Consider the following 24,155-nt stretch of genomic DNA (forward strand, 5'->3'; position numbering starts at 1 on the left):
GGTCCGTCGCACGCGGTAATGCGATCCGCACATCCGGTTGATCGGATCGCAACGCCGCGCCTGCGATGCTGCGCGTGCGGCATCCACCGCCGCGCAGCAGAAAGAGGCAAGCCATGCAGCAAGACATCATCGCCGGCAACTGGAAGCAGCTCGAAGGCAGGATCCGCGCGCAATGGAGCAACCTGACCGACGAGGACTGCAAGGTTGCGAAGGGCAGCGAGGAATACCTGACCCACAAGCTGCAGGAGCGCTATGGTTGGGATCGCGACCGCGCGGAGAGCGAAGTGCGCCAGTTCGAGCGCATGCTCGACATGAAGCATTGATCCGCCGGCGCCATTCCGCGAACGACGCAACGGGCCGCCAGGCCCGTTGCGCGTTTCCGGCTGCGCGCATCGGCCAGTGCCGCGTTCAGTACCGGCGGGGCGGGTCCGGGACGAAGGCGTTCGGGAACGCGCGCGGCGCGTCGTCGCGGCGGTCGCGCCAGCGCGGATGCGGGCGCGGCAGGATGCCGAGCGCGACCAGGCGACGGGCTTCGTCGTAGCGCAATTCGCTGACCTGGACGGGGCCGCGGGTGGCGCGGACGAAGCGCGTCTGCCCGATCGGCGACCATTCGCGTTCGCCGTGGCCGGTGCCGATGCGCTGGCGCGTGGCGCCGTCGGCGGTCGCGGCCTCGGCCTGCGCGGCAGGCGCGGCGGCCTTCGATTCGGCGCGGCCGGGGGTGCCTTCGCGCGCGACCGGAGGTGCCGGCGCCGGCAGGGGACGGTAGCGCGGGCGCGCTTCCTCGAACACGGCGATGCCGATCACGCCGACGTCGCGCGGGCGGCCGGTACGCGCGGCATAGCTGTCGCCGAGGTCGGTGAAGTAGAACCGGGCGACTTCGTCCAGCGACTTGCGCCAGCCGGAAATCTCCGCGCTCTCGTACGGGCCGAGCACGTAGCCGGCCTGCGACGGGTCGGCGCTCTGGCCGCTGACCGCGTTGACGCCGTCGACCGACAGCACCACCAGCACGCGCTCGCCGGTGGTATTGGTCAGGCGCACGCCGTAGCGGTGGCCTGGCTCGCCGGCGATCCAGCGGTCGCCGCGGTGCGGGTACGGGTCCAGCATGTGGCCGCTGTCGTGGTCGACCACCGACAGTTCGACCAGTTCGCGCGCCGACGCGGGTGCGCAGGCGGCGGCGAGCAGGGCGGCAGCGCCGAGCAGCATCTTGCGGATCATCGAGGTTCTCCGGTTCGGCCGACGGCGGCATGCCGTCGGATGCGATAGCGGGAACGTCCGGGCGCGGGGAACGGGGCTGGCCGGCGCAGCGGTTAAACTGTGTCCGTTCAGCACAAGCTAATCCCCGCGCATGACCACCCCGGCTTCCACCACCCGCGTCCTCACCGGCATCACCACCTCCGGCACCCCGCACCTGGGCAACTACGTCGGCGCGGTGCGTCCGGCGATCGTCGCCAGCCGCGATCCGGGCACCGAGAGCTTCTACTTCCTCGCCGACCTGCACAGCCTGATCAAGGCGCAGGACCCGGCGAAGACCCAGCGCAGCACGCTGGAGATCGCCGCGACCTGGCTCGCCGCCGGGCTCGATCCGTCGAAGGTGTGGTTCTACCGGCAGAGCGACGTGCCCGAGATCACCGAGCTGACCTGGTACCTGACCTGCGTCGCCGGCAAGGGCATCCTCAACCGCGCGCACGCCTACAAGGCGGCGGTCGACAAGAACCGCGCCGACGGCGAGGACGACGATTTCGGCGTCACCGCGGGCCTGTTCATGTACCCGGTGCTGATGGCCGCGGACATCCTGATCTTCAACGCGCACAAGGTGCCGGTCGGCCGCGACCAGGTGCAGCACATCGAGATGGCGCGCGACTTCGGCCAGCGCTTCAACCACATCTACGGCCGCGAGTTCTTCACGCTGCCGGAGGCGTCGGTCGACGACAACGTGGCGACGCTGCCGGGCCTCGACGGCCGCAAGATGAGCAAGAGCTACGGCAACACGATCCCGCTGTTCGCGCCGCGCAACGAGCTGAGGAAGCTGATCGCCGGCATCGTCACCGATTCGCGCGCGCCGGGCGAGCCGAAGGACGCCGAAGGTTCGGCGCTGTTCCAGCTCTACCAGGCGTTCGCTTCGGCGGAGGAAACCGCGGCGTTCGCCGGCGACTTCGCCAGCGGCATCGGCTGGGGCGACGCCAAGCGGAAGCTGTTCGAGCGCATCGACGCCGAGGTCGCGCCGCTGCGCGAGAAGTACGAGGCGCTGGTGGCGAAGCCGGGCGACATCGAGGCGATCCTGCGCGACGGCGCAGCGCGGCTGCGCGAGAAGTACGCGAAGCCGTTCCTCGCCGAGCTGCGCGACGCGGTCGGCCTGCGCGACCTGTCGAAGCAGGCCGCGAGCGGGAAGAAGAAAGCCGCGGAAAAGACCGCGCTGCCGGCCTTCAAGCAGTACCGCGACAGCGACAACCGCTTCTACTTCAAGCTGCTCGACGCCGAGGGCAAGCTGCTGGTGCAGAGCGCCGGCTTCGATTCGCCGAAGGACGCCGGCAGGCTGATCGGCGTGCTGAAGCAGGTCGAGCGCGGCGATGCGCTGGAAACGCCGGGGATCGAGTTGCAGGTGCCGGTGGAAGAAGTGCTGGCGGCATTGCGGGCGTTGCGCGACGCGGAAACCTGACCCGCAGGCCGTCTTTCCCGCAGCGCGGCGCAGGTCGCGAAGCCCTCCGTCCGGATCGCCCGCGACAAGATGCGTTCGCGGCTCGCGTCGCGCCTGCGGAAGGGGCGATCGCGGGGCCAAAGGCGCATCGACGGATGCGGTCCCGGTGCCTATCCTTGGGCGGACGCAAGACGAGGGCAGGGCAGTGGCCGACGTGCACGGCATCACCACCATCGACACCGGCTACGTCCGTCCGGGGCTGTGCGCGGCCTACCTGGTGGTCGAGAACGGCCGTGCCGCGCTGATCGACTGCGGCACCGCGACCTGCGCGCCGCGCGTGCTCGCCGCGCTGGAGGAGAATGGCGTCGCGCGCGAGGCGGTCGACTGGCTGCTGGTCACCCACGTCCACCTCGACCATGCCGGCGCCGCGGGGCCGCTGATGCGGGCGCTGCCGAACGCGAAACTGGTCGTGCATCCGCGCGGCGCGCGGCACATGATCGATCCGGCCAAGCTGATCGCCGGCGCGACGGCGGTGTACGGCGAGGAAGTCTTCAACCGCGACCACGCCGGCATGCTGCCGGTGGCCGAGGAACGCGTCGTGGTCGCCGACGTCGTCGACAAGCGCGGGGGCCATGCGATCGATCTCGCCGGCCGCCCGCTGCTGTGCATCGACACGCCGGGGCATGCGCGGCACCACTACAGCGTCTGGGACGAGCGCAGCCGCAGCTGGTTCACCGGCGACACCTTCGGCCTTTCCTACCGCGAATTCGACAGCCCCGCCGGCCCCTTCGTCCTGCCGACCACCACGCCGGTGCAGTTCGACCCGGACGAACTGCACGCGTCGATCGACAAGCTGCTGGCCAGGCGCCCGGTTTCGATCCGCGTCACCCACTTCGGCCAGGTCTTCGACTGCGTGCGCCTGGCCGCCGACCTGCACGCGCAGATCGACGAGATGGTGCGGTTGGCGGAGCTCGCGGACGGTCACGACGACCGCCATGCGCGGCTGGTCTACGGCCTGGCCGACCTGTACCTGCGCCGCGCGCGCGAGCACGGCGTGGCCCAGGACAGCGCCGGCGTGCTGGAGCTGCTGGGCATGGACGTCGAACTCAACGCGCAGGGGCTGGAAGTCTGGCTCGACCGCCGGAAGCAGTCGTAACCGGGTGGGATTCAGTCCCAGACGGTCGGCGTCGCGCCGTTCTCCGGGTGCTTCATCTTCACCACGCAGAAGCGCTGGCCGCTGGGCGCTTCCATCACCCACCAGCGCTTGACGAAGCCGATGCGCCTGGCGCCGAGCCTCTCCAGCCGGTCGGCTTCGGCGTCGATGTCGTCGGCCTCGATGTCCAGGTGCACGCGCGAGGCGTGCGCGACCTTCTGCACTTCCACGTGCAGGCCGCCGGCCGCGTCCGCCAGTTCGGCGTAATGCGCTTCGCCATCGACGTAAGCGTCGCCGCGCGGCAGGCCCAGCGCCTTGCTCCAGAACTCCGCGGCGGGCTCGATGTCGTCGACCTGGCAGTCGATGATGAAACCGGCGAGGCGGCTGCGGTGGGCCATGGCGGACTCTGTTGTAGGAGCGGCGTAAGCCGCGACAGGTTTTCGGGCGACTCGCGGTCGCGGCTCACGCCGCTCCTACAAGGGCAGGGCGAGGTCGTCGAGCATGGCGCGGAGGAAGCGCGCCGCTTCGCCGCCGGTGCAGGCGCGGTGGTCGAAGGTGACCGACAGCGGGATCACCTTGTGCGCCTTGAACCCGCCCTCGACCGGCGTTGCCTGCAGCCGCGCGCGGCCGGCGGCGACGATCGCCACGCACGGCGGTACCACCACCGGCGTGGCGTAGCGGCCGGCGAACATGCCGAAGTTCGACAGCGAGATCGTGTAGCCGGTCAGTTCCGACGGCGCGATGCTGCGGTCCTCGACCTGCGCGCGCAGGCGGTTCACGCCTTCGCGGATGCCGCGCGCGTCGAGCAGGTCGGCATTGCGCAGCGCCGGCACGAACAGGCCGTCGTCGGTGTCGACGGCGACGCCGACGTCGACGTGCGGGTGCAGGGTGCGCACCAGCTTGTCGCCGTCGAACCAGGCGTTCAGCGCGGGCACCGCCTTGCAGGCGACGACGATCGCGCGGAGCAGGCGCACGGTCACGTCGTTGCCGGCCTGCCAGGCGTGGATGTCGGCATCGTCGTTGAGCGTGGTCGGCACGACCTTGGCGTGCGCGTCGGCCATCACCCGCGCCATGTTGCGGCGCACGCCCTTCAGCTGTTCCGGCTGGCCGCCGAGCGACACCGACGGCGGCTGCGTGCGCATCGGCTTGCCGGACGCGGACAGCGGCGTGCGTTGATCGGCGGTCCTTCCCGCACCTGCGGGGGAAGGCGCCCGAGCGGCGGATGCGGGCACGGCCGCCGCCGCCGCGGGGCGTGGCGCATTCGCCGGTGCGGCGCCGATCTTCGCCGAGCCGCTGGCCGCGGCCTGCTTGACGTCGGCCATCGTGACCGCGCCGTCGGCGCCGGTCGCGCGCACGCGCGACAGGTCGACGCCGAGCTTCTTCGCCATCGCGCGCACCGCCGGCATCGCCTTGATGCCGCCGACCGCGACCGCCTGTTCGGCGTGCACGGCATTGGAGGTTTGCATCGCGCCGACCACGGTGCCGGCGTCGCCGTCGTCCGCGGGCGCTTCCTGCTTCGCGGCGGGCGCGGGCGTTTCCGCCTTCGCCGGCGCGTGTCCGCCGTGGTGGTGGCCGGTGTCCTGGCCCTCGGCGCGCTGCGGCAGCGACGGGTCGATCTCGAATTGCGCCAGCATCGTGCCGGTGACGATCACGTCGCCGGCGGCGCCGGCCAGCTTCAGCACCTTGCCCGACACCGGCGACGGCACTTCGACCACCGCCTTCGCCGTCTCCATCGACACCAGCGGCTCGTCGAGGCGGATGGTGTCGCCTTCCCTGACGAACCATTCGACGATGGTCGCGTCGGGCAGGCCTTCGCCGAGGTCGGGGAGGAAAAAGGTCTTGCTGTCGCTCATGGCGTGGCGTCTCGCGTCGAATCGATGGAAAGGTTCTTGTCGTTTTGCGTGGCGGGCCGGACTCAGCCGTCGTCCAGCATCTCCAGCGCGCGTCCCGGGATCCAGCCCTGCACGCCGAGCGCGTTCTCGGCCCACCACCAGCCGGCCAGTTCGCGGTGGAGCGTCACTACCTCGTCGGCTTCGGCGTCGAGCTCGCGCGCGTCGTAGTCCTCCAGCGCGACCGCGGCGCCGCCGTCGCGGTCGAACAGCGACGCCGGCACCCAGCCGCCGAGCCCGCCGGGGACCGTGGTCCAGACGAACTCCGGCCAGTCCACGTCGCGCTCGCCCAGCAGCACCGCGTCGCCGCGCAGCACCTGGATCGGCGGGCGATCCGGCGCGCGATGCGAAACCACGACGCGGGCGCGGCGCATGGCGGCGCGCTGCCTCAGCCTGCCGCCATCGCGCGCTTCGCCGCGGCGACGATGCGCTCGACGCTGGGCAGGTACTTCATCTCCAGGCGGAACAGCGGGATGTGCGTGTCGTAGCCGGTCACGCGTTCGACCGGCGCGACCAGGTCGTACATCGAATGCTCGGCCAGCCGCGCGGCGATCTCGGCGCCGAAGCCGGCGGTGCGCGGGGCTTCCTGCACGATCACGCAGCGCCCGGTGCGCGACACCGATTCGGCGATGGTGTCGAAGTCGAGCGGGCGCAGCGTGGCCACGTCGATGACCTCGGCGCTGATGCCCTGTTTCGCCAGCGCTTCGGCCGCTTCCAGCGTTTCCTTGACCTGCGCGCCCCAGGTCACCAGGGTCACGTCGGTGCCGTCGCGCAGCACGAAGCACACGTCCAGCGGCAACGCCTCGCCGTCGTCGGGCACCAGTTCCTTGTACTGGCGGTAGATGCGCTTGGGTTCGTAGAAGATCACCGGGTCGGGGTCGCGGATCGCCGCCAGCAGCAGGCCGTAGGCGCGCTGCGGCGACGACGGCAGCACCACGCGCAGGCCGGGCACGTTGGCGAAGACCGCCTCGTTCGCCTCGGAATGGTGTTCCGGCGCGCGGATGCCGCCGCCCCACGGCACGCGCAGTACCAGCGGGCAGTGCAGGCGGCCGCGGGTGCGGTAGCGCATGCGCGCGGCGTGGCAGACGATGTGGTCGACCATCGGGTAGACGAAGCCGTCGAACTGCGCCTCGGCCACCGGCTTCATGCCCTGCACGGCGAGGCCGACGCTGAGGCCGGCGATGGTGGTCTCGTCGAGCGGCGTGTCGAGCACGCGCGCCTGGCCGAAGCGCTGCTGCAGGCCGGCGGTGGCGCGGAACACGCCGCCGTTGACGCCGACGTCCTCGCCGAGCACGACCACCGAATCGTCGTGGGCGATTTCCCACGCCAGCGCCTGGGTGATCGCCTCGATCAGGGTGATCGGCGCGGCGGTTCCCGCTGCGGCTTCGCTGTTCACGGTCTTGGCGGCCTCCACGTTCATGCGCGGCCCTCCAGCGCGAGCGCGGCGGCGCGCTGCGCCAGCAGTTCCGGCGGCGGATCGGCGTACAAATAGTCGAACATCGCCTCGACCGGCTGCACCGGCGTGTTGAGGTAGGCGTTGACCTCCTCGTCGACGTGCGCGTTGCACTCGGCCGTCCAGGCGTTCTCTTCTTCCTCGCTCCACTGGCCCTGCGCGGCCAGCCACGCGCGCAGGCGCAGCAGCGGCTCGCGCTGCCACGCGGCCTTGACCTCGGCCTCGCCGCGGTAGCGGCGCGCGTCGTCGGCGGTGGTGTGGTCGGACAGGCGGTAGGTGACGAACTCGAGCACGCTGCCGCCTTCGCCGTTGCGCGCGCGTTCGGTGGCGATGCGCATCGCCTCGAGCACCGCGAGCAGGTCGTTGCCGTCGACCTGCAGGCAATGCAGGCCGCCGGCGAGGCCCTTCTGCGCCAGCGTCTGCGCGCCGGTCTGCGCGCTGCGCGGCACCGAGATCGCCCAGCCGTTGTTGATCACGCACATCACCAGCGGCAACTGGTAGGCGCCGGCGGAATTCAGCGCGGCGTAGAAGTCGGTCTTGGAGCTGCCGCCGTCGCCGCAGGCGCTGACCGCGACGCGCTTCTCGCCGCGCAGCTTGAACGCCAGCGCGGCGCCGGCCGCGTGCAGGCACTGGGTGGAGATCGGTACGCACCAGGCGAAGTCGTGGCGCGGGATTTCGTAGTCGTTGCCGCGCTCGTCGCCGCCCCAGTACAACAGCACGTCGCGCGGGCGCACGCCGCGCATGAACTGCGCGCCGTACTCGCGGTAGCTGGGCGCGAACACGTCTTCCGGCAGCATCGACGCGCCGATGCCGACGTGGGTCGCCTCGTGGCCCAGGCACGAGGCGTAGGTGCCGAGCTTGCCGGTGCGCTGCAGCGCGATCGCCTTGGTGTCGAAGGCGCGCACGAACAGCATCCGCTTGAACAGTTCCTTGACCCGCGCCAGGTCGCGCGCGGCCGCGGGCAGGTCGTCGCGGAGCTGGCGACCGTCCACGTCGAGGTATTGCAGGTATTCGATCCGGAATTGCGCGGCCAGGGTCATTGCGTTCGCGTGCTCGTGGAGTTTTGTTTCAGATGATACCGATGCACATGTTAAAGAACCCGCACGGGAAACCCGTCCTGCAATGCAGCAATACGCGGGGCAATGGAGCACGCAATCCATTGCGGCATCAACGACGTAAGCGGTTTCGCCGGCGCATCGCGCCCGTCGCGTCCGCGTCCCGGCCGCGCTTTCCGTTGCGCGAAAAAAAGACGCGGCCGAAGCCGCGTCCTATGGTTGCATATCCGCGCGCGCCGTGCCTACGGCACGCCGACGATGCGGTTGCGGTAGACGGCCTGGTTGTCGCCCGCGTCCGGATCCGGCGTCGCCGCGCCTGCGCTCGCCCGCAGGGTCAGCGACTCGGTGCTGTCGGGGCGCGCGGGAATGCGGATGGCGAAATCGAAGCCGACGCTGGCGCCGGCGACCAGCGCGTTCGCGGCGGCGCATTCGGCGACGAAGCCGTCGTCGTCGTCGTTCACCGCGCATTGCCAGCCGGCCGGCGCGGCGATGGCGACGTTCGCCGCGGGCGCGTCGCCGCGCAACGCGACCACCGCTTCGCGCGCGGCGTTCGGCCCGGCGTTGTCGAGGACCAGCGGGAAACGTTCGATGCGGCCGTAGTGCAGCTTCTTCGCCGGGCCGCCCAGGCGCACGGCCAGGTCGGCGCGGTCGACGACCCGGGTCGCGGTGCCGGCTTCGTCGTTGCCGGGGTTGCGGTCCAGCGACAACGTGCTGGCCGCGACCGCGAGTTCGGCCGCATCGCCGATCTGCGCGGCGGTCGCGGTGGCGGTGATCGTGAAGCCGGCGCTGGCGCCGTTGTCGAGCAGGCCGGCGACGCAGGCGATCGAGGTCATGCCGCCGGCGACCTGCGGCGCGTCGCAGCTCCAGCCGGCCGGCGCGGCGACGGCCATGTCGGGCAGTTCCGCGTCGATGGCGAAGCCGATGCCGGTCTGCTCGGCGCCTTCCGGGCCGAGGTTGGTCACGGTCGCGGCGTACGACAGCGTGCCGCCAGCCAGGACTTCGTCGTTCGCGGCGCTGGCGGTCACGGCCAGGTCGGCGAGCGGGCGCGGCGCGAAGTAGGCGATCACCGGATCGTGGTCGGCGGTGCGCTGCGCGGTGGTCGCGTCGCCGCGCGCGCTGTCGCTGAAGTCGGCGTTGATCCGCGCGTGGTCGATGCCGGCGCTGCGCGTGGTGACGATCAGCTCCTCGTTGACCAGCACGTGGTCGAGCGTCTGCGCGTTGCCGTCGAACACGTAGGAATAGCGTTCGGACGGCGGCACCAGTTCGCCCAGGTTGACCAGGTCCGGGTCGACCAGGTCGGCGCCGTCGCCCGGCACCACCGTTTCCGCATCGGGCGCCGGCGTGCCGCCGGTCGTGCCCATCACGTCGGTCAGGCCGTCGTTGAAGGCGAAGGCGTTGAAGTCGCCGAGCACGACCAGGCGCGTCGCCGGATCGCCGGCCTGGCGCGACTGCAGGTAGTTGGCGAGGAACTCGGCCTGCGCCTGGCGCTTCCTGCGCACGCGGTCGGCGGCGGCGGTGTCTTCCTCGGCGGAGATCAGCGAGCGCTGGTGCACGCCGACCACGACGACCGGGAAGCTGCGGCCGTCGGCGTAGTGCACCACCGCGTCCAGCGCCAGCGGCGGACGGTCGTTGAGCAGGGCCGGCGTGCCGTCCGGCTGCATCCACATCGCGTCCTTGCCGACCTGCGTCACCGCCAGCACCTCGACGCGCGGCGCGGCGCCGGCGTCGGCGGTCTTCACCAGGAAGCCGACGTCGATGCCGCCGACATCGTTGCCTTCTTCCAGGTAGGCGGCGTACTGCGGGTTCGGTTGTCCGGCGGCGACCGCGTCGCTGTTGATGCGGTCGGCCAGCGCCTGCAGCACGGCGAGGTTCTCGATCTCGATGCCGACCAGCACGTCCGGCGCGTGCAGGTAGTCGCGCACCGCCAGCGAAGCCTTCTGCAGGCGCGTCTGGTAGGCGGCGAAGCTGGCGACGCTGTCGTCGACCGCCGGATCGTTGACGTTGTCGTAGAAACGCTCGAGGTTGGCGGCGGCGACGGTGAATTCGTCGGCCGACGCTTCGCGCGCGGCGCGCGGGCCGGGCGCCGGGGTCACCGTGATGTCGACCTGCGGGTCGCGCATCACCGTGTAGCGGCGGAAGCCGTAGTCGAGCGGTCCGGTCAGGCCTTCGATGACGCTGCCGGCCGGCAGGTCGAGCAGGTAGGCCGGGCCGCCGAGGCCGTCGCTGTCGATGGTGAGGATTTCCGGGTTGCCGTCCCAGCGCGGGATCGGCTGCGCGCCGGCGCCGCCGGGAATCGGGTCGGGCAGTTGCAGGCCGGGTTCGCGGAACGGCCGCGGTACGCCGGTGACCACGGCGTAGATGATGCCGTTGGCGCTGCCGGTGGCGTTGTACGGCGTGGCATTGCCTTCGGTCGCGGCGACCGTGGTCAGGCTGGCCACGCTGACGCGCATGCCTTCCAGGTGTTCGAGCTGGCCGAAGCCGCCGTCCGGGCGGGTCAGGTCGGCGGTGACCGGCACCGGCACGGGCAGGGCGTGGCCGGTCGACAGCAGGGTCACGGTCGGGTTGCCGGAGATCTCGGTCAGCGGCAGCTGGTACGGATCGGCGGCGGGGACGTATTCGTCGACCACGCCGGAAACGCGCACCAGGTTGCCCACCGCGGCCGCGGCCGGCGGCGCGCTGCCGGTGAACACGTACACGCCTTCCGAGGTGGCCGGATCGGCGTCGGCCTCGCTGTCCGGGGCCTGCAGGAAGAAGCCGTTGCCCTTGCGCCCGGTGACGATGCCGGTGGTGTACACCAGCGCGCCATCGAGCGGCGAGGTCGCGCCGTTGCCCTGGATGTCGTGGATCGCGCTCAGGGTGACGTCGTCGTTGACGATCGTGGCCTGCGCCCGGGTGTCGCCGAGGGCGAGGCCGTTGGCATCGCTGAAGTCGACGAAGAAGGTTTCGTTGGCTTCGGTGACCGCATCGTCGATGAGCGCGATGCTGACGGTGGTGGCATCCGTGCCCGCGGCGAACGTGGCCGTACCGCTGGCGGCGACGTAGTCGCTGCCTGCCTGCGCGCTGCCGTCGGCGGTCGAATAGGCGACGCTGGCGCCTTCGGCGCCGGCCGGCGCGCTCAACCGCAGGGTGAACACCGCGTTGCCGGCGGCTTCATCGATGGCGATGTCGGCGATGGTCAATGCCGGCAGGCCGCCGCCACCGCAGACATGCGCGGGCGAAGCGCTGTTGCGCGGCGCCGGCGCCGCGGCGGAGAAGTCGGCGGCGTTGTTGTCGGTGTCGGTGCAGCCGCCGTCGGCGCGGAAGGCCGCCAGCGTGTTGGACAGGGTCGGCGCGGGTGCGCCGTCGTAGAAATTCGCGTCGCCGAAACCGACCAGGTCGGCAATCAGCGCCAGTTGCTCCGCGCTGCAGGCGGTGCTGCCGCCGTTGCAGCCCAGGCCGCTGGTGGAATTGACCAGCGCGACCTTGCCGGCGCTGCCGGACATGTTGATCGTGCCGCTGGCGTCGGTGGCGGGCAACGCCGAGCCGTTGCTGCCGCCGGCCAGGCCGAGCAGGAAATACTGGCCCGGCTGCAGGGTCGCGTTCGGCAGCACCACGATCAGGTTGCTGGCCGAGCCGAAATTGCCGGTGCCGGTGGCGCTGGCGTACTGCACCGACTTGCCGGCCAGCGATTCCGGCGTGGCGCCGCGGTTGAACAGTTCGACGTAGTCGTTGGTGTACGGCGCGCCGCTGTTGCCGCCACCGCCGTAGACCTGGCTGATGACCACCTGCGCCTGCGCGGAAGCGGCAAGGCACAGGGCGAAAACAGACAGCGCAATGGCCGCGCAGCGGCCCCTGGACAGTTCCATGGACACTCCCTTGAAGAACGTGCGTTATCGGACCCGACCGGCCCGCTGCGCCCCTGATCGCGACGGGTGTCGCAGAATATAGCCAAACAAAGATTCCGCCGCGCGGGTTGCATCCGCATGACAAGGGCGCCGGCACGGCGATCGGTTACCCTGTGCGCTTGGCCGGGCAACGGCTTACGACATGTTCCTTGAGTAGATAAAGAGCCGATGTCCGTAGAAAAGAACCAGCGCCAGCTCGAAGCCGGCATCCACACCGACCTGGGCGGCCGCCTGACCTATGGCGGCTACCTGCGGCTGGACAAGCTGCTCGACGCGCAGCAGCCGTTGTCCGATCCGCCGCACCACGACGAGATGCTGTTCATCGTCCAGCACCAGGTGTCGGAGCTGTGGTTGAAGCTGCTGATCCACGAACTGGGCGCGGCGATCCGCCACCTGCAGCGCAGCGAGGTCTGGCAGACGCAGAAGGTGCTGGCGCGCAGCAAGCAGGTGCTGCGCCAGCTGACCGAGCAATGGTCGGTGCTGGAAACGCTGACGCCCTCGGAATACATGGAATTCCGCGACGTGCTGGGCCCGTCGTCGGGCTTCCAGTCGCTGCAATACCGCAGCATCGAATTCCTGCTCGGCAACAAGAATGCGGCGATGCTGAAGGTGTTCCACCACGATCCGGCGGGACAGGCCGCGCTGGAGCAGGTGTTGCGCGCGCCAGGCTTGTACGACGAATTCCTGCGCTATCTCGCCCGTTTCGGCCATGCGATCCCGGAAATCCACCTCGAACGCGACTGGTCGCAGCCGCACGTGTCCGACCCGGCGCTGCTGCCGGTGTTCGAGCGCGTCTACGAGGACACCAACCGCTACTGGCGCGAGTACGCGTTGTGCGAGGACCTGGTCGACCTGGAATCGCAGTTCCAGCTGTGGCGCTTCCGGCACATGCGCACGGTGCAGCGCATCATCGGCTTCAAGCGCGGTACTGGCGGTTCCAGCGGCGTCGGCTTCCTGAAGCAGGCGCTGGAACTGACCTTCTTCCCTGAGTTGTTCGAAGTGCGCACGACCATCGGCACGCGGCCGGGCTGAACATTTCCCCTTTCCCATTGAAGGAAAAGGGGAAATTCACGTGAATTTGACGCCGGCGGCGACGTTCGGCGATTCTGCCGCGTCCCGTTCCCACGGCGGGCTTCCATTCCTGAACGACTTTGAGGGGGAAACCGCATGAGCGGTACCGCAGCTTCCGCGCCGGGCGCAATCCCGGAATTCAAGCAAACGATGGGTCATCCGCGTCCGTTGTGGATGCTGTTCATGACCGAGTTCTGGGAACGCTTCGCGTTCTATGGCATCCGCTGGGCGCTGACGCTGTACATCGTGCAGGCGTTCTACGCCGGGTCCGGCGAGGGCGAAGCGCCCGCCAGCCGCGTGTACGGCGCGTACCTTGCGCTGGTCTACGCCGCGGCGATCATCGGCGGCTACATCGCCGACCGCGTCATCGGCTACCAGCGCTCGATCCTGCTGGGCGCGGTGGTGATGTCCGCCGGCCTGTTCATGATCGCCTACCCGGACCAGACCGTGTTCCATGTCGGCCTGGCGACGGTGATCGCGGGCAACGGCCTGTTCAAGCCGAACATCTCGGCGATGGTCGGCCAGCTCTACGCGCCGACGGACCAGCGCCGGGATTCCGGCTTCACCCTGTTCTACATGGGCATCAACGCCGGTGCGTTCATCGCCCCGATCCTGACCGGCTGGTTCTCCGACAAGGTGTTCGGCACCGACGCGATGCCGGCCTACAAGGTGGTGTTCATCGCCTCGGGCATCGGCATGCTGCTGAGCCTGGTGTGGTTCTGGTTCGGCCGCCGCCAGCTCGGTACGATCGGCCGCCCGCTCGCCGGCGCCGAGAACAAGTCGCGCGTGCTGTGGGTGCTGCTGTTCGTGCTGGCCTCGGTGCCGGTGTACTACTTCCTGCTTGCCATCGACGCGGCGACGCTGCAGTGGATCCTCAGCGCGATGTTCCTGGTGCTGTGCGGCATGATCCTGGTCGAGGGCTTCCGCGAGGGCCCGGTCGCGCGCGACCGCGCGATCGCGATGCTGATCATCTTCGTGTTCAACGTGCTGTTCTGGTGCTTCTTCGAGCAGGCCGGCAGCTCGTTCAACTTCCTCGCCGACAAGATCGTGAACCGCGATTTCGGCGGCTGGATCTTCCCGGTGGGCTGGTTCCAGTCGGTGAACTCGCTGGCGATCATCACTGTCGCGCCGGTGCTGGCGTGGCTGTGGATGCGGATGGGCAAGGCCAACCCGTCGATCCCGCGCAAGTTCGGCCTGGGCCTGATCTTCAACGGCCTGGCGTTCCTGCTGCTGATGTTCGCGCTGTCGAGCCTGGTGAGCGCCGCGGGCCTGATCCCGTTCTGGACGCTGTTCATGGTCTACGTGATCCAGTCGGTGGGCGAGCTGTGCCTGTCGCCGATCGGCCTGTCGATGACCACCAAGCTCGCGCCGGTGAAGCTGGTCGGCTTCGCGATGGGCGGCTGGTTCCTGTCGACGGGCATCGGCAACAACCTGTCGGGCATCTTCGCCAGCCACGTCAGCGGCGAGACCGGCATGACCGTCGCCTCGGCGCACGCGGGCTACACGCAGGGCTTCTGGATCCTGCTGGGCGGCGGCGTGATCCTGTTCCTGATCGCACCGCTGATCCAGAAGCTGATGCATGGCGTGAAGTAAGCGCCCATGCCCGTCGTGAAGAAAAACCCCGCTCCGGCGGGGTTTTTCTTGCGCGCGCTCAGGCCGCCGGCTTGCCGCAATACGCTTCGAGCCGGTAGCCGTCGGGGTCGATCGCGAAGGCCGCGTAGTAGTCCGGATCGTAGTCGGCGCGCAGGCCCGGCGCGCCGTTGTCGCGGCCGCCCATGGCCAATGCCGCCGCGTGGAACGCGTCCACGCTGGCGCGGGTCGGCGCGGCGAAGCAGAAATGCAGGCCCGATTCGGCATCGGCCGGCACGGGGCGCGCGCTGCGGTTGAGCCACAACACGACGTTGTCGCGGCCGTAGCCGAGCGAGTCGTCGCCTTCGCTGAGGCAGGCATAGCCGAGCGGTGCCAGCGCGGCGTCGTAGAAGGCCTTGGCCGCGTGCAGGTCGCGCACGCCGATGGAAACATGGTCGAGCATGGTTTTTTCTCCTGGGTCGTCGGGCCGGGCGGACTCGCGCGCGTCGAACGCGATCCGACTGGCGGTACGGCTTTGTAGGCGTCCGGCAGCGGCGCGGCTTGGGAAAAGTTGCTAACTTGCCGGGCATGGCCATGCTCGTGCGCAAACTCGCTTCCGCCGACGGCTGGCGCGTCCAGGACGTCGTCTGCGACGCCGGGCCGCGCGACCGGCCGTTCGAGGAACGGCACGCGGGTTTCAGCATCGCGATCGTCAGCGCAGGCTCGTTCCAGTACCGCTGCAGCGCCGGCCGCGCGCTGCTGGCTCCCGGCGCGTTGCTGCTGGGCAATCCCGGGCATTGCTTCGAATGCGGCCACGAACACGCGGCCGGCGACCGTTGCCTGTCGTTCCAGTACGCGCCGGCGCTGTTCGAACGGATCGTGGCCGCGGTGCCGGGCGCGCGCCGCGCCGCATTGGCGGTGGCCAGCCTGCCGCCGCTGGCGGAGTTGCAGCCGTTGCTGGCCGAAGCGGAGGCCGCGCGCGACGATGCCGACGCGCCGGCGCTCGAGGAAGCGGCGTTGTGCCTGGCCGATGCCGTGGTCGCGACGCTGGCGGACGCGCGGCCGGCGATGCGCGGTCCCAGCGCGCGCGACGAGCGCCGCGTGACCCGCGCGTTGCGCCGGATCGAGGCGATGGCGGGCGAAGCACTGTCGCTGGCCGGACTGGCCGACGAAGCGGCGATGAGCCGCTACCACTTCCTGCGCGTGTTCCGCCAGGTCGTGGGCCTGAGCCCGCACCAGTTCGTGTTGCGCCTGCGCCTGCATCGCGCGGCGTTGCGCCTGCGCGCTTCCGCCGAACCGGTCGCGACGATCGCCGGCGAATGCGGCTTCAACGACCTGTCGACCTTCAATCGCCGTTTCCGCCGGGTCATGGGCGCGAGCCCGGGCGACTACCGCGCGCGCCGGCCGCACGCCGCGCGTCGCGCCGCACCGGCCTAGGCGGGGCGGGCGTCAGCCCTCGATCCGCTTCACGCCGTCGCCGGCCAGCTTGTCCAGCAGCTTGTCCAGCACGGCGCGTTCCTCGGGGGTGAACGACTCGAACAGGCGCTGGTGGTATTCCATCACCATCGGCGCGACTTCGTCGTGTACGCGCACGCCTTCGGTCGACAGCGCCAGCACCGAGCGGCGGCGGTCGTCGTCGTGGATCTCGCGCTGGATCAGGCCGCGTTCCAGCAGCCGCGCCACCGCCCGGCTGACCGCCACCTTGTCCATCGCGGTACGTGCCGAGACCTCGCCGGCCGACAGCCCGGGGAAGCGGCCCAGCACCGCCATGACCCGCCACTCGGTGATCGCCAGGCCGAAGCGGCGGTGGTATTCGCGCGAAATCGCCCCGCTGATGCGGTTGGACAGCACGCTCAGGCGGTAGGAGAACAGCCGGTCGAGATCGAAATCGGACTGGACGGGCGGGTGGGCAGGCTGGTTCATGTTGCGCTGCTACTTGTGGTTGGTTTCAGCTGAAACTATAAAGGAGGGTACGAAATCCATTCGCCGGGCCCGCCCTCGGGGCGGACCGTCCGCGATATTGCAGGAGAAACCCCATGAGCGCATATCCCCCGCAGGGCATGCAAGCCGTCACCTTCGACAACCCGATGGGCATCGACGGCTTCGAGTTCGTCGAATACGCCGCCCCGGCCGGACAGGGCGCCGCGCTGCACGACTACTTCCGCAAGCTCGGCTTCGTCCCGGTCGCCCGCCACCGCACGCGCCCGATCACCAACTACCGGCAGGGCGACTGCACCTTCCTGGTCAACGAGGACCCCGACAGCTTCGCCGCGCGCTTCGCCGCCAAGCATGGCCCGTCCGCCTGCGGCTTCGCGATCCGCATCAACAAGCTGGCCGAATGGGCGCGCGTGCAGGCCCTGAAGAACGGGGCGGAGGCCTTCGACGCTGCCGACGAACTGACCAAGGCGGTCGCGGCCCCGGTGATCAAGGGCATCGGCGACTGCATGCTGTACCTGGTCGACCGCTACGACGACAAGGGCACCATCCACGACCCGGACTGGGAATGGCTGCCGGGCGCGGAGATGATGCCCAAGGGCTACGGCCTGACCTTCATCGATCACCTTACCCACAACCTGTACCACGGCAACATGGCCAAGTGGGCGGATTACTACGAGCGGCTGTTCAACTTCCGCGAGATCCGCTACTTCGACATCAAGGGCGCCAAGACCGGGCTGCTGTCGAAGGCGATGACCGCGCCGGACGGCATGGTGCGCATCCCGCTGAACGAGTCGTCCGACCCGAAGTCGCAGATCAACGAGTACCTCGACGCCTACCACGGCGAGGGCATCCAGCACATCGCCTGCTTCACCGACGACATCTACGACACGGTCGAGAAGATGCGTGCGGCCGGGGTCGAGTTCCTCGACACCCCGGACACCTACTTCGAGGTGATCGACCAGCGCATCCCCGAGCACGGCGAGGATGTGGAGCGGCTGAAGAAGAACCGCATCCTGATCGACGCCGACCCGGAGACGAAGAAGCGCAAGCTGCTGCAGATCTTCACCCAGAACGCGGTCGGGCCGATCTTCTTCGAGATCATCCAGCGCAAGGGCAACGAAGGCTTCGGCGAAGGCAACTTCCAGGCGCTGTTCGAGAGCATCGAGCGCGACCAGATGCGCCGCGGCGTGCTGTAAGTGTCGAAGCCCTTCTCCCTCCGGGAGAAGGGTTGGGATGAGGGTACGGCGAAGTGACGATAGTCAAACCACCGTTGCCGAGCGGTACGCTCGAAAACTCCCGTCGATTGCGCAGGGAGTCGACCGATGCCGAGCACAAACTGTGGCAGCACCTGCGCGGAGGACGACTCGCTGGCCTGAAATTCCGCCGCCAGCATCCGGTACCGCCGTACATCGCCGATTTCTGCTGCGTCGAGAAGAAACTGATAGTCGAGCTGGACGGGTCGCAGCACACGCTGGAAACGGACGCGGCGAGAACCCGGTACCTGGAGACGCAAGGGTGGTGCGTCCAGCGTTTCTGGGATCATGATGTCCTGCTGCAGACAGAAGCGGTGGTAGACGCGATCTGGAACTTGGCCGGGAAACCGGACCCTCACCCCAACCCCTCTCCCGACGGGAGAGGGGCTCAAAGGCACGATGCTCATGAGTACGACTGAAAACCGCTACATGACCGGCTTCGGCAACGAGTTCGCGACCGAGGCCGTCGCCGGCGCGCTGCCGGTCGGGCGCAATTCGCCGCAGAAGGCCGCGCACGGCCTGTACGCCGAACAGTTGTCCGGCACCGCGTTCACCGCGCCGCGCGGGCAGAACCGGCGCAGCTGGCTGTACCGGATCCGCCCGGCGGCGATGCACGGCGCGTTCGAGCCGTTCGAACAGGACAAGTTCCACAACGATTTCGGCGACGGTCCGGTGCCGCCGGACCAGTTGCGCTGGAGCCCGCTGCCGATCCCGGAAACGCCGACCGACTTCGTCAACGGCCTGTATGCCGTCGCCGGCAACGGCGGCGCGGCGGCGCAGACCGGCGTCGGCATCCACCTGTACGCGGCGAACAAGTCGATGCAGGGCCGCTACTTCTACGACGCCGATGCGGAACTGCTGATCGTCCCGCAGCAGGGCCGGTTGCGCATCGCCACCGAACTGGGCGTGGTCGACGTCGAGCCGCAGCAGATCGTGGTGGTCCCGCGCGGCGTGCGCTTCCGCGTCGACCTGCCGGATGGCCCGTCGCGCGGCTACGTCTGCGAGAACTTCGGCGCGCTGCTGCGCCTGCCCGACCTCGGCCCGATCGGCGCGAACGGCCTGGCCAACCCGCGCGATTTCGAAACGCCGGTGGCCGCGTACGAAGACGCCGAAGGCGAGTTCGAGCTCGTCGCCAAGTTCCAGGGCCGGCTGTGGCGCGCCAGCATCGACCACTCGCCGCTCGACGTGGTCGCCTGGCACGGCAACTACGCGCCGTACCGCTACGACCTGCGCCGCTTCAATGCGATCGGTTCGATCAGCTACGACCATCCGGATCCGTCGATCTTCACCGTGCTGACCTCGCCCAGCGACACGCACGGCACCGCCAACCTGGACTTCGCGATCTTCCCGCCGCGCTGGCTGGTGGCGCAGGACACGTTCCGCCCGCCGTGGTTCCATCGCAACATCGCCAGCGAGTTCATGGGCCTGGTCCATGGCGTGTACGACGCCAAGGCCGAGGGCTTCGCGCCCGGCGGCGCGTCGCTGCACAACTGCATGATCGGGCACGGACCGGACGCCGCCACCTTCGAGAAGGCGAGCAACGCCGACCTGTCGAAGCCCGACGTGATCGCCGACACGATGGCCTTCATGTTCGAAACGCGCGCGGCGATCCGGCCGACCCGGCAGGCGCTGGATGCGCCGCATCGCCAGCGCGACTACCAGGATTGCTGGGCCGGCCTGGAGAAGCACTTCCGCTCGCCCGGAGCGTAGCGGCGGCGCCGCGGAGTCGAAGGGCCGCCGCGCATTTCTCGCGGCGTCGACACCGGCCGTGCATACTCGCCGCCGATCCACCGGGAGACCGAACATGCGCCAGGCACCGATCGTCGCGCTCGCGTTGCTGTTCGCCGCCTGCAAGGCGCCGCCAGCGTCCGGACCGGCCGCGGCGACGCCCGCGCCCGAGCCCGAGCCGGCAGCGGCACCGGGCGGTTCGCTGCGCGTCGACCTGCCGGCCGCAGGCACGATCGGCTTCGAAGGCTTCGGCCCGGCGGAGTTCGGTGCGAGCGCCGAGGAAGTACGCATGGCCTGGGGCGGCGACCTCGGCGACGCCGCGCCGTCCGAGCCGGGCGGCTGCCATTACCTGATCCCCGCCACGCAGGCGAAACAGGGTTACAAGATCGCCTTCATGATCGAGGGCGGCAAGTTCGTGCGCATCGACGTCGCTTCCGGGCAGATCGCCGCGCCCGGTGGGGGCAGGATCGGCATGAGCGCGGCCGAACTGCAGCGGCTGTACGGCAATGCGCTGAGTCCGATGCCGCACAAGTACGTCGAGGGCGGGCACTACCTGTCGGTTGCCGGCGATGCGGCGCCGGGCAGGCTGGTGTTCGAAACCGACGCGAACGGCAAGGTCACCGAATGGCGCGTCGGCGTGCCGCCGCAGGTCGACTACATCGAAGGCTGTTCCTGAGCCTGCGCCGCCCGGGCGGCGGCGGCCTCCGATGCCGGCGTCGTTCCTCCGCCAACCTTCGCGGCTGGTTTGCTGCGGCTGGCCGGCGGCGCGCGAACGTGGCTAGAATCCGCCGGGACGCTAGGGAGGGACGGACATGCTGGAAGCCTGGGGATTCTTCGTACTCGGACTGGTACTGCTGGCGCTGGGCGGCGACAGCATCGTCAAGGGCGCGTCCGGACTGGCGCAGAAGCTGGGGGCGTCGCCATTCGTCGCCGGCCTGCTGCTGATCGCCTTCGGCACCTCGCTGCCGGAACTGTTCGTCAATGCCTACGCGATCGCGAAGGGCCAGCCGGAGCTGGCGCTGGGCAACGCGGTGGGCAGCAACATCGCCAACTTCGGCCTGAGCCTGGGCCTGGCCGCCGTCGCCGCGCCGCTGCTGGTGCGCATGCGCCTGCTGTCGCCGCTGCTGGTGCTGCTGGTGATGGCGACGCTGGCGCTGATCGTGTTCGGCCTGGACGGCGCGGTGGGCCGCATCGAGGGCGTCGCGCTGCTGCTGGCCTTCGTCGCACTGCTGGCCTTCCTGCTGGCGCGCGGCGGCGGCGAAACCGCCGAGGTGCGCCAGCAGGTCGCCGATTACGCATCCACCCGCGTCGTATTGTGGATGAACCTGCTGCGCTTCGCCGTCGCCGCGGCCCTGCTGTTCTACGGGGCGAAGTTCGTGGTCGGCGCCGCGACGGACATCGGCGCCGGCCTGCACTGGTCGCCGCTGCTGGTCGGCCTGCTGCCGGTGGCGATCGGCACCGCGCTGCCGGAAGCCGCCGCCGCGATCGCCGCTGCGCGCAAAGGCTCGGGCGACATGGTGCTGGGACACGTGATCGGCTCCAGCCTGTTCAACCTGCTGGTGATCGTCGGCGGCATGGCCGCGGCGCACGGTCCGCTAGCGCTGCCGGCGTCGTTCGTCAGGCTGGAACTGCCGGCGGCGATGGTGCTGGCGCTGATGCTGTACCCGATGCTGCGCGGCGACCTCAGGATCAAGCGCTGGGAAGGCGCGGTGCTGTCCGTCGCGTTCCTGGCGTGGATCGCGTTCGAGCTGGCCACGATCCGCGGCTGAGCGGCGGCCGCCGCGGAGGCGGGAATGCCGGGGGAGGGCGCGACCCTATAATCGCCCGATGAGCCGCATCCGCCCCGTCAACCGCGCGCTGCAACTGCTGCGCGAATTCTTCCGCCTGCAGGCCGCCGGCGGCATCGTGCTGATGCTCGCCGCGGCGCTGGCGCTGCTGCTGGCCAACTCCCGCTGGCACGACGCCTACGAGGCCTTCCGCCATTTCCCGCTCGGCTTCAGCGTCGGCGGCTTCGCGATGGTCGAATCCGCCGAATGGTGGATCAACGACGCGCTGATGGCGGTGTTCTTCCTGCTGGTGGCGCTGGAGATCAAGCGCGAGGCGCTGAGCGGGCAACTGTCGCGCTTCGACCAGATGCTGCTGCCGGTGCTGTGCGCGGCCGGCGGCGTCGCGGTGCCGGCGTTGCTGTTCACGGCGATCAACCACGGCGACGCGGTCGCGATGCGCGGCTGGGCCGTGCCCACCGCCACCGACATCGCCTTCGCCCTCGGCGTGCTCGCGCTGCTCGGCCCGCGCGTGCCGCTGGGGATGAAGCTGCTGCTGTCGACGATCGCGGTCGTCGACGACCTGATCGCGATCCTGATCATCGCGGTCTTCTACTCGCACGACCTCGCCATGCACTGGCTGGCCTGGGCCGGCGCCAGCGTGGGCCTGATGCTGCTGCTGAACTGGCGCGGCGTCGCCAGCCTGGCGGTCTACCTGATCCTCGGTGCGGCGACGTGGTACTTCGTGCTGAAGTCGGGCGTGCACGCGACGCTGGCCGGCGTGGTCACCGGCCTGATGTTCCCGCTGCGCAACCGCAACGGCGGCGAAGCCGCATCGCCGTCGGAGAATTCCCCGCTGGAGCAGCTGGAACACGCGCTGCACCCGTGGGTCGCCTACGCGATCCTGCCGCTGTTCGCCTTCGCCAACGCCGGCCTGTCGCTGCGGGGAATGCAGGCCGGCGATGCGCTGGCGCCGCTGCCGCTGGGCGTGGCGCTGGGCCTGCTGCTCGGTAAGCCGGTCGGCATCGTCGGCACCGCCTTGCTGACCCGCGCGTCAGGTATCGCCCGTTTGCCCGACGGCATGGACCTCAAGGCGCTGCTCGGCCTCGGCGTGCTGTGCGGCATCGGCTTCACGATGAGCCTGTTCGTCGCCAACCTGGCCTATGGCGCGAGCCATCCGCAACTCGGCGAAGCCGCGGTGCTGGGCATCCTCGGCGGCTCGACGGTCTCGGCCGCGCTCGGCTGGCTGTGGCTGCGGCTGGTGCTGAAACCGACCACGACCGCAAATGGCTGAGGCGCTGGTCTTCGGCGGCAGCGGCCAGATCGGCGTGCCGGTGCGGGCGCGGTTGCATGCGCAAGGCTGGCACGTGCATGCGTTGTCGCGACAGGCGCACGAAGACAACGACGGGACGACCTGGCTGCGCGGCGATTTCGCGGACATGCCGCCATTGCCGCCGCGGGTCGACGCGATTTTCAGCCTCGGGCCGCTGGACCGCTTCGCGGCGTGGTTCGCGGCGTCGCGGATCGATGCGCCGCGCGTGGTCGCGTTCGGTTCGACCAGCCTCGAAACCAAGCGCGATTCGCGGGATCCATGCGAACGCGACCTCGTCCGCCGGCTGGGCGACGCCGAAAGATCGCTGTTCGAAGCGGCCGCGGCGCGTGGTGCGCATGCGACGCTGCTGCGGCCGACGCTGGTCTACGGCGCGGGCGGCGACCGCACGCTGACCCGGATCGCGCGGCTGGCGGGCAGGGCCGGTTTCTTCGTGCTGCCGCGCGGCGCGAACGGCCTGCGCCAGCCGGTGCACGTCGACGACCTGGCCGATGCCGCGCTGGCGGTGCTCGACCGGCCCGCGACGTTCGGCCGCGGCTACGCGCTGCCGGGCGGCGAGGCGCTGGCCTACCGCGAGATGGTCGCGCGCACGCTGGCGGCGCTCGATCCGCCGCCGAGATTGCGGGAAGTGCCGGCGCCGCTGTTCGCGCTGGCGCTGTCGGCGGCGCGCAGGCTCGGCAAGCTGCAGGAACTCGGCGACGCGGCGGTGGCGCGGATGCGCGAGGACCTGGTGTTCGATGCGGAACCGGCGCGCCGCGACTTCGGCTACGCGCCGCGCGCGTTCGCGCCGGCCCGGGAAATGTTCGGTCTGTAGGAGCGGCGTGAGCCGCGATGCTTTCCCGATAGCGGATACGGGTCGCGGCTCACGCCGCTCCTGCACGATCAGTACTTCCAGCCCATCTTGCGGTAGAACTTGGCCAGCACCCAGATCGGGCCGATCAGCAGGTAGGTCAGGTCGGTGAAGAAGCTGGGCTTGCGGCCCTCGAACAGCTTGCTGTGGCCGACGAACTGGCCGATCCACGCCGCCACGAACACCGCGATGGCCGCCCACAGCAGCGTGCCCGTGCCGTACGCCATCGCGACCAGCCGGCAGATGCAGGCCATGGTGAAGAACACCACCAGCATGCCGAAGCCGATCGGGCGCGACAGCCGGTAGTAGTACATCCACGCGGCGAACATCGCCAGCGCCGCCCACACGCCCGGCTTGAACCAGCTGCCCAGCACCGGGATGCACCACAACAGCGCGATCACCGACCACAGGATCGCCGGCACGCAGACCGTGTGGATCAGCTGATTGGTCGGGTTGCGGTGGTCGTTGGAGTAGTTGGCGAAGAAGCGGTCGATGGGGCGTCCGGCGGTCGCGTTCATTCCCTCCCTCCCGGGGATTCACTGGCGTCGAGGATAACGCAGCCACCGCAGCGCGGCATTTTGCGC

General features: G+C 69.9%; 23 protein-coding genes. 13 read left to right on the top strand and 10 right to left on the bottom strand.

Features of this window, described 5'->3' with window-relative positions:
* Window positions 1-113: 113 nt before the first annotated feature.
* The gene (locus tag CSC71_RS05960) at window positions 114-323 is read left to right on the top strand and encodes a CsbD family protein (protein ID WP_162373443.1); all 210 of its coding nucleotides are present in this window, start codon (window positions 114-116) and stop codon (window positions 321-323) included.
* Between the two features lie 85 nt (window positions 324-408).
* On the opposite strand, the gene CSC71_RS05965 is transcribed toward CSC71_RS05960, so the two are convergent.
* Complete coding sequence (locus CSC71_RS05965; RefSeq protein WP_246192022.1) at window positions 409-1,215, bottom strand: hypothetical protein; 807 nt, start codon at window positions 1,213-1,215, stop codon at window positions 409-411.
* A gap of 130 nt (window positions 1,216-1,345) precedes the next feature.
* On the opposite strand from CSC71_RS05965, the gene CSC71_RS05970 reads away from it, so the two are divergent.
* The gene (locus tag CSC71_RS05970) at window positions 1,346-2,656 is read left to right on the top strand and encodes a tryptophan--tRNA ligase (protein WP_162373444.1); all 1,311 of its coding nucleotides are present in this window, start codon (window positions 1,346-1,348) and stop codon (window positions 2,654-2,656) included.
* Window positions 2,657-2,840: 184 nt separating this feature from the next.
* Entirely contained in the window at window positions 2,841-3,791 is a 951-nt protein-coding gene (locus CSC71_RS05975; RefSeq protein WP_162373445.1) for an MBL fold metallo-hydrolase, read from the top strand.
* An 11-nt stretch (window positions 3,792-3,802) separates the two neighbouring features.
* Here CSC71_RS05975 and CSC71_RS05980 read toward each other — a convergent pair whose 3' ends face one another.
* The 6 genes from CSC71_RS05980 to CSC71_RS06005 form a co-directional block, all read right to left on the bottom strand.
* Entirely contained in the window at window positions 3,803-4,186 is a 384-nt protein-coding gene (locus CSC71_RS05980) for a VOC family protein (RefSeq protein WP_162373446.1), read from the bottom strand.
* A 75-nt stretch (window positions 4,187-4,261) separates the two neighbouring features.
* A complete protein-coding gene (locus CSC71_RS05985) occupies window positions 4,262-5,641 on the bottom strand; it encodes a dihydrolipoamide acetyltransferase family protein (RefSeq protein ID WP_162373447.1) in 1,380 nt (459 codons plus the stop codon).
* A gap of 62 nt (window positions 5,642-5,703) precedes the next feature.
* Window positions 5,704-6,051, bottom strand: coding sequence for an SH3 domain-containing protein (locus CSC71_RS05990; protein ID WP_162373448.1), 348 nt, complete (start codon window positions 6,049-6,051; stop codon window positions 5,704-5,706).
* Window positions 6,052-6,065: 14 nt separating this feature from the next.
* Complete coding sequence (locus CSC71_RS05995) at window positions 6,066-7,097, bottom strand: alpha-ketoacid dehydrogenase subunit beta (RefSeq protein ID WP_162373449.1); 1,032 nt, start codon at window positions 7,095-7,097, stop codon at window positions 6,066-6,068.
* The gene (gene pdhA / locus CSC71_RS06000) at window positions 7,094-8,170 is read right to left on the bottom strand and encodes a pyruvate dehydrogenase (acetyl-transferring) E1 component subunit alpha (RefSeq protein WP_162373450.1); all 1,077 of its coding nucleotides are present in this window, start codon (window positions 8,168-8,170) and stop codon (window positions 7,094-7,096) included. The genes CSC71_RS05995 and pdhA overlap by 4 nt, the downstream gene beginning before the upstream one ends.
* Window positions 8,171-8,427: 257 nt before the next feature.
* The gene (locus CSC71_RS06005; RefSeq protein WP_162373451.1) at window positions 8,428-12,030 is read right to left on the bottom strand and encodes a Calx-beta domain-containing protein; all 3,603 of its coding nucleotides are present in this window, start codon (window positions 12,028-12,030) and stop codon (window positions 8,428-8,430) included.
* A 207-nt stretch (window positions 12,031-12,237) separates the two neighbouring features.
* Between CSC71_RS06005 and CSC71_RS06010 the strand changes: the two genes are divergently transcribed.
* Together CSC71_RS06010 and CSC71_RS06015 are read left to right on the top strand one after the other, a co-directional pair.
* Window positions 12,238-13,101, top strand: coding sequence for a tryptophan 2,3-dioxygenase (locus CSC71_RS06010; protein ID WP_162373452.1), 864 nt, complete (start codon window positions 12,238-12,240; stop codon window positions 13,099-13,101).
* Window positions 13,102-13,236: 135 nt separating this feature from the next.
* Window positions 13,237-14,733, top strand: coding sequence for a peptide MFS transporter (locus CSC71_RS06015; protein WP_162373453.1), 1,497 nt, complete (start codon window positions 13,237-13,239; stop codon window positions 14,731-14,733).
* 58 nt (window positions 14,734-14,791) lie between these two features.
* Here CSC71_RS06015 and CSC71_RS06020 read toward each other — a convergent pair whose 3' ends face one another.
* Window positions 14,792-15,172, bottom strand: coding sequence for a VOC family protein (locus CSC71_RS06020; RefSeq protein WP_162373454.1), 381 nt, complete (start codon window positions 15,170-15,172; stop codon window positions 14,792-14,794).
* 125 nt (window positions 15,173-15,297) lie between these two features.
* On the opposite strand from CSC71_RS06020, the gene CSC71_RS06025 reads away from it, so the two are divergent.
* Window positions 15,298-16,146: a helix-turn-helix transcriptional regulator gene (locus CSC71_RS06025; protein WP_162373455.1), complete on the top strand. Its 849-nt coding sequence runs from the start codon at window positions 15,298-15,300 to the stop codon at window positions 16,144-16,146.
* 12 nt (window positions 16,147-16,158) lie between these two features.
* On the opposite strand, the gene CSC71_RS06030 is transcribed toward CSC71_RS06025, so the two are convergent.
* Window positions 16,159-16,632: a MarR family winged helix-turn-helix transcriptional regulator gene (locus CSC71_RS06030; protein ID WP_162373456.1), complete on the bottom strand. Its 474-nt coding sequence runs from the start codon at window positions 16,630-16,632 to the stop codon at window positions 16,159-16,161.
* A 113-nt stretch (window positions 16,633-16,745) separates the two neighbouring features.
* Between CSC71_RS06030 and hppD the strand changes: the two genes are divergently transcribed.
* The 7 genes from hppD (at window position 16,746) to CSC71_RS06065 (ending at window position 23,535) form a co-directional block, all read left to right on the top strand.
* A complete protein-coding gene (gene hppD / locus CSC71_RS06035; protein WP_343037674.1) occupies window positions 16,746-17,843 on the top strand; it encodes a 4-hydroxyphenylpyruvate dioxygenase in 1,098 nt (365 codons plus the stop codon).
* Window positions 17,844-17,896: 53 nt separating this feature from the next.
* Window positions 17,897-18,319 carry an endonuclease domain-containing protein gene (locus CSC71_RS06040; protein WP_246192024.1) on the top strand — a complete coding sequence of 141 codons (423 nt, stop codon included), beginning with the start codon at window positions 17,897-17,899 and terminating at the stop codon, window positions 18,317-18,319.
* Complete coding sequence (hmgA, locus tag CSC71_RS06045; protein WP_162373457.1) at window positions 18,306-19,610, top strand: homogentisate 1,2-dioxygenase; 1,305 nt, start codon at window positions 18,306-18,308, stop codon at window positions 19,608-19,610. The genes CSC71_RS06040 and hmgA overlap by 14 nt, the downstream gene beginning before the upstream one ends.
* A 94-nt stretch (window positions 19,611-19,704) precedes the next feature.
* Window positions 19,705-20,304: a hypothetical protein gene (locus CSC71_RS06050; RefSeq protein WP_162373458.1), complete on the top strand. Its 600-nt coding sequence runs from the start codon at window positions 19,705-19,707 to the stop codon at window positions 20,302-20,304.
* A gap of 136 nt (window positions 20,305-20,440) precedes the next feature.
* A complete protein-coding gene (locus tag CSC71_RS06055; RefSeq protein ID WP_162373459.1) occupies window positions 20,441-21,397 on the top strand; it encodes a calcium/sodium antiporter in 957 nt (318 codons plus the stop codon).
* A 58-nt stretch (window positions 21,398-21,455) separates the two neighbouring features.
* Complete coding sequence (gene nhaA / locus CSC71_RS06060; protein ID WP_162373460.1) at window positions 21,456-22,685, top strand: Na+/H+ antiporter NhaA; 1,230 nt, start codon at window positions 21,456-21,458, stop codon at window positions 22,683-22,685.
* On the top strand, window positions 22,678-23,535 hold the full coding sequence (locus CSC71_RS06065; protein WP_162373461.1) for an NAD-dependent epimerase/dehydratase family protein: 858 nt from the start codon (window positions 22,678-22,680) through the stop codon (window positions 23,533-23,535). The genes nhaA and CSC71_RS06065 overlap by 8 nt, the downstream gene beginning before the upstream one ends.
* Window positions 23,536-23,603: 68 nt before the next feature.
* On the opposite strand, the gene CSC71_RS06070 is transcribed toward CSC71_RS06065, so the two are convergent.
* The gene (locus CSC71_RS06070; RefSeq protein WP_162373462.1) at window positions 23,604-24,089 is read right to left on the bottom strand and encodes an Mpo1 family 2-hydroxy fatty acid dioxygenase; all 486 of its coding nucleotides are present in this window, start codon (window positions 24,087-24,089) and stop codon (window positions 23,604-23,606) included.
* Between the last annotated feature and the right edge of the window lie 66 nt (window positions 24,090-24,155).

Source organism: Pseudoxanthomonas sangjuensis (genome assembly GCF_010211755.1).
GTDB classification, from domain to species: domain Bacteria; phylum Pseudomonadota; class Gammaproteobacteria; order Xanthomonadales; family Xanthomonadaceae; genus Pseudoxanthomonas_A; species Pseudoxanthomonas_A sangjuensis.

What these genes read in the sequence shown, in the direction of transcription:
- CSC71_RS05960 (WP_162373443.1), top strand. Translation starts at nt 114, where the DNA reads ATGCAGCAAGACATCATCGCCGGCAACTGGAAGCAGCTCGAAGGCAGG.
- CSC71_RS05965 (WP_246192022.1), bottom strand. Translation starts at nt 1,215, where the DNA reads ATGATCCGCAAGATGCTGCTCGGCGCTGCCGCCCTGCTCGCCGCCGCC.
- CSC71_RS05970 (WP_162373444.1), top strand. Translation starts at nt 1,346, where the DNA reads ATGACCACCCCGGCTTCCACCACCCGCGTCCTCACCGGCATCACCACC.
- CSC71_RS05980 (WP_162373446.1), bottom strand. Translation starts at nt 4,186, where the DNA reads ATGGCCCACCGCAGCCGCCTCGCCGGTTTCATCATCGACTGCCAGGTC.
- CSC71_RS05985 (WP_162373447.1), bottom strand. Translation starts at nt 5,641, where the DNA reads ATGAGCGACAGCAAGACCTTTTTCCTCCCCGACCTCGGCGAAGGCCTG.
- CSC71_RS05990 (WP_162373448.1), bottom strand. Translation starts at nt 6,051, where the DNA reads ATGCGCCGCGCCCGCGTCGTGGTTTCGCATCGCGCGCCGGATCGCCCG.
- CSC71_RS05995 (WP_162373449.1), bottom strand. Translation starts at nt 7,097, where the DNA reads ATGAACGTGGAGGCCGCCAAGACCGTGAACAGCGAAGCCGCAGCGGGA.
- pdhA (WP_162373450.1), bottom strand. Translation starts at nt 8,170, where the DNA reads ATGACCCTGGCCGCGCAATTCCGGATCGAATACCTGCAATACCTCGAC.
- CSC71_RS06005 (WP_162373451.1), bottom strand. Translation starts at nt 12,030, where the DNA reads ATGGAACTGTCCAGGGGCCGCTGCGCGGCCATTGCGCTGTCTGTTTTC.
- CSC71_RS06010 (WP_162373452.1), top strand. Translation starts at nt 12,238, where the DNA reads ATGTCCGTAGAAAAGAACCAGCGCCAGCTCGAAGCCGGCATCCACACC.
- CSC71_RS06015 (WP_162373453.1), top strand. Translation starts at nt 13,237, where the DNA reads ATGAGCGGTACCGCAGCTTCCGCGCCGGGCGCAATCCCGGAATTCAAG.
- CSC71_RS06020 (WP_162373454.1), bottom strand. Translation starts at nt 15,172, where the DNA reads ATGCTCGACCATGTTTCCATCGGCGTGCGCGACCTGCACGCGGCCAAG.
- CSC71_RS06025 (WP_162373455.1), top strand. Translation starts at nt 15,298, where the DNA reads ATGGCCATGCTCGTGCGCAAACTCGCTTCCGCCGACGGCTGGCGCGTC.
- CSC71_RS06030 (WP_162373456.1), bottom strand. Translation starts at nt 16,632, where the DNA reads ATGAACCAGCCTGCCCACCCGCCCGTCCAGTCCGATTTCGATCTCGAC.
- hppD (WP_343037674.1), top strand. Translation starts at nt 16,746, where the DNA reads ATGAGCGCATATCCCCCGCAGGGCATGCAAGCCGTCACCTTCGACAAC.
- hmgA (WP_162373457.1), top strand. Translation starts at nt 18,306, where the DNA reads ATGAGTACGACTGAAAACCGCTACATGACCGGCTTCGGCAACGAGTTC.
- CSC71_RS06050 (WP_162373458.1), top strand. Translation starts at nt 19,705, where the DNA reads ATGCGCCAGGCACCGATCGTCGCGCTCGCGTTGCTGTTCGCCGCCTGC.
- CSC71_RS06055 (WP_162373459.1), top strand. Translation starts at nt 20,441, where the DNA reads ATGCTGGAAGCCTGGGGATTCTTCGTACTCGGACTGGTACTGCTGGCG.
- nhaA (WP_162373460.1), top strand. Translation starts at nt 21,456, where the DNA reads ATGAGCCGCATCCGCCCCGTCAACCGCGCGCTGCAACTGCTGCGCGAA.
- CSC71_RS06065 (WP_162373461.1), top strand. Translation starts at nt 22,678, where the DNA reads ATGGCTGAGGCGCTGGTCTTCGGCGGCAGCGGCCAGATCGGCGTGCCG.
- CSC71_RS06070 (WP_162373462.1), bottom strand. Translation starts at nt 24,089, where the DNA reads ATGAACGCGACCGCCGGACGCCCCATCGACCGCTTCTTCGCCAACTAC.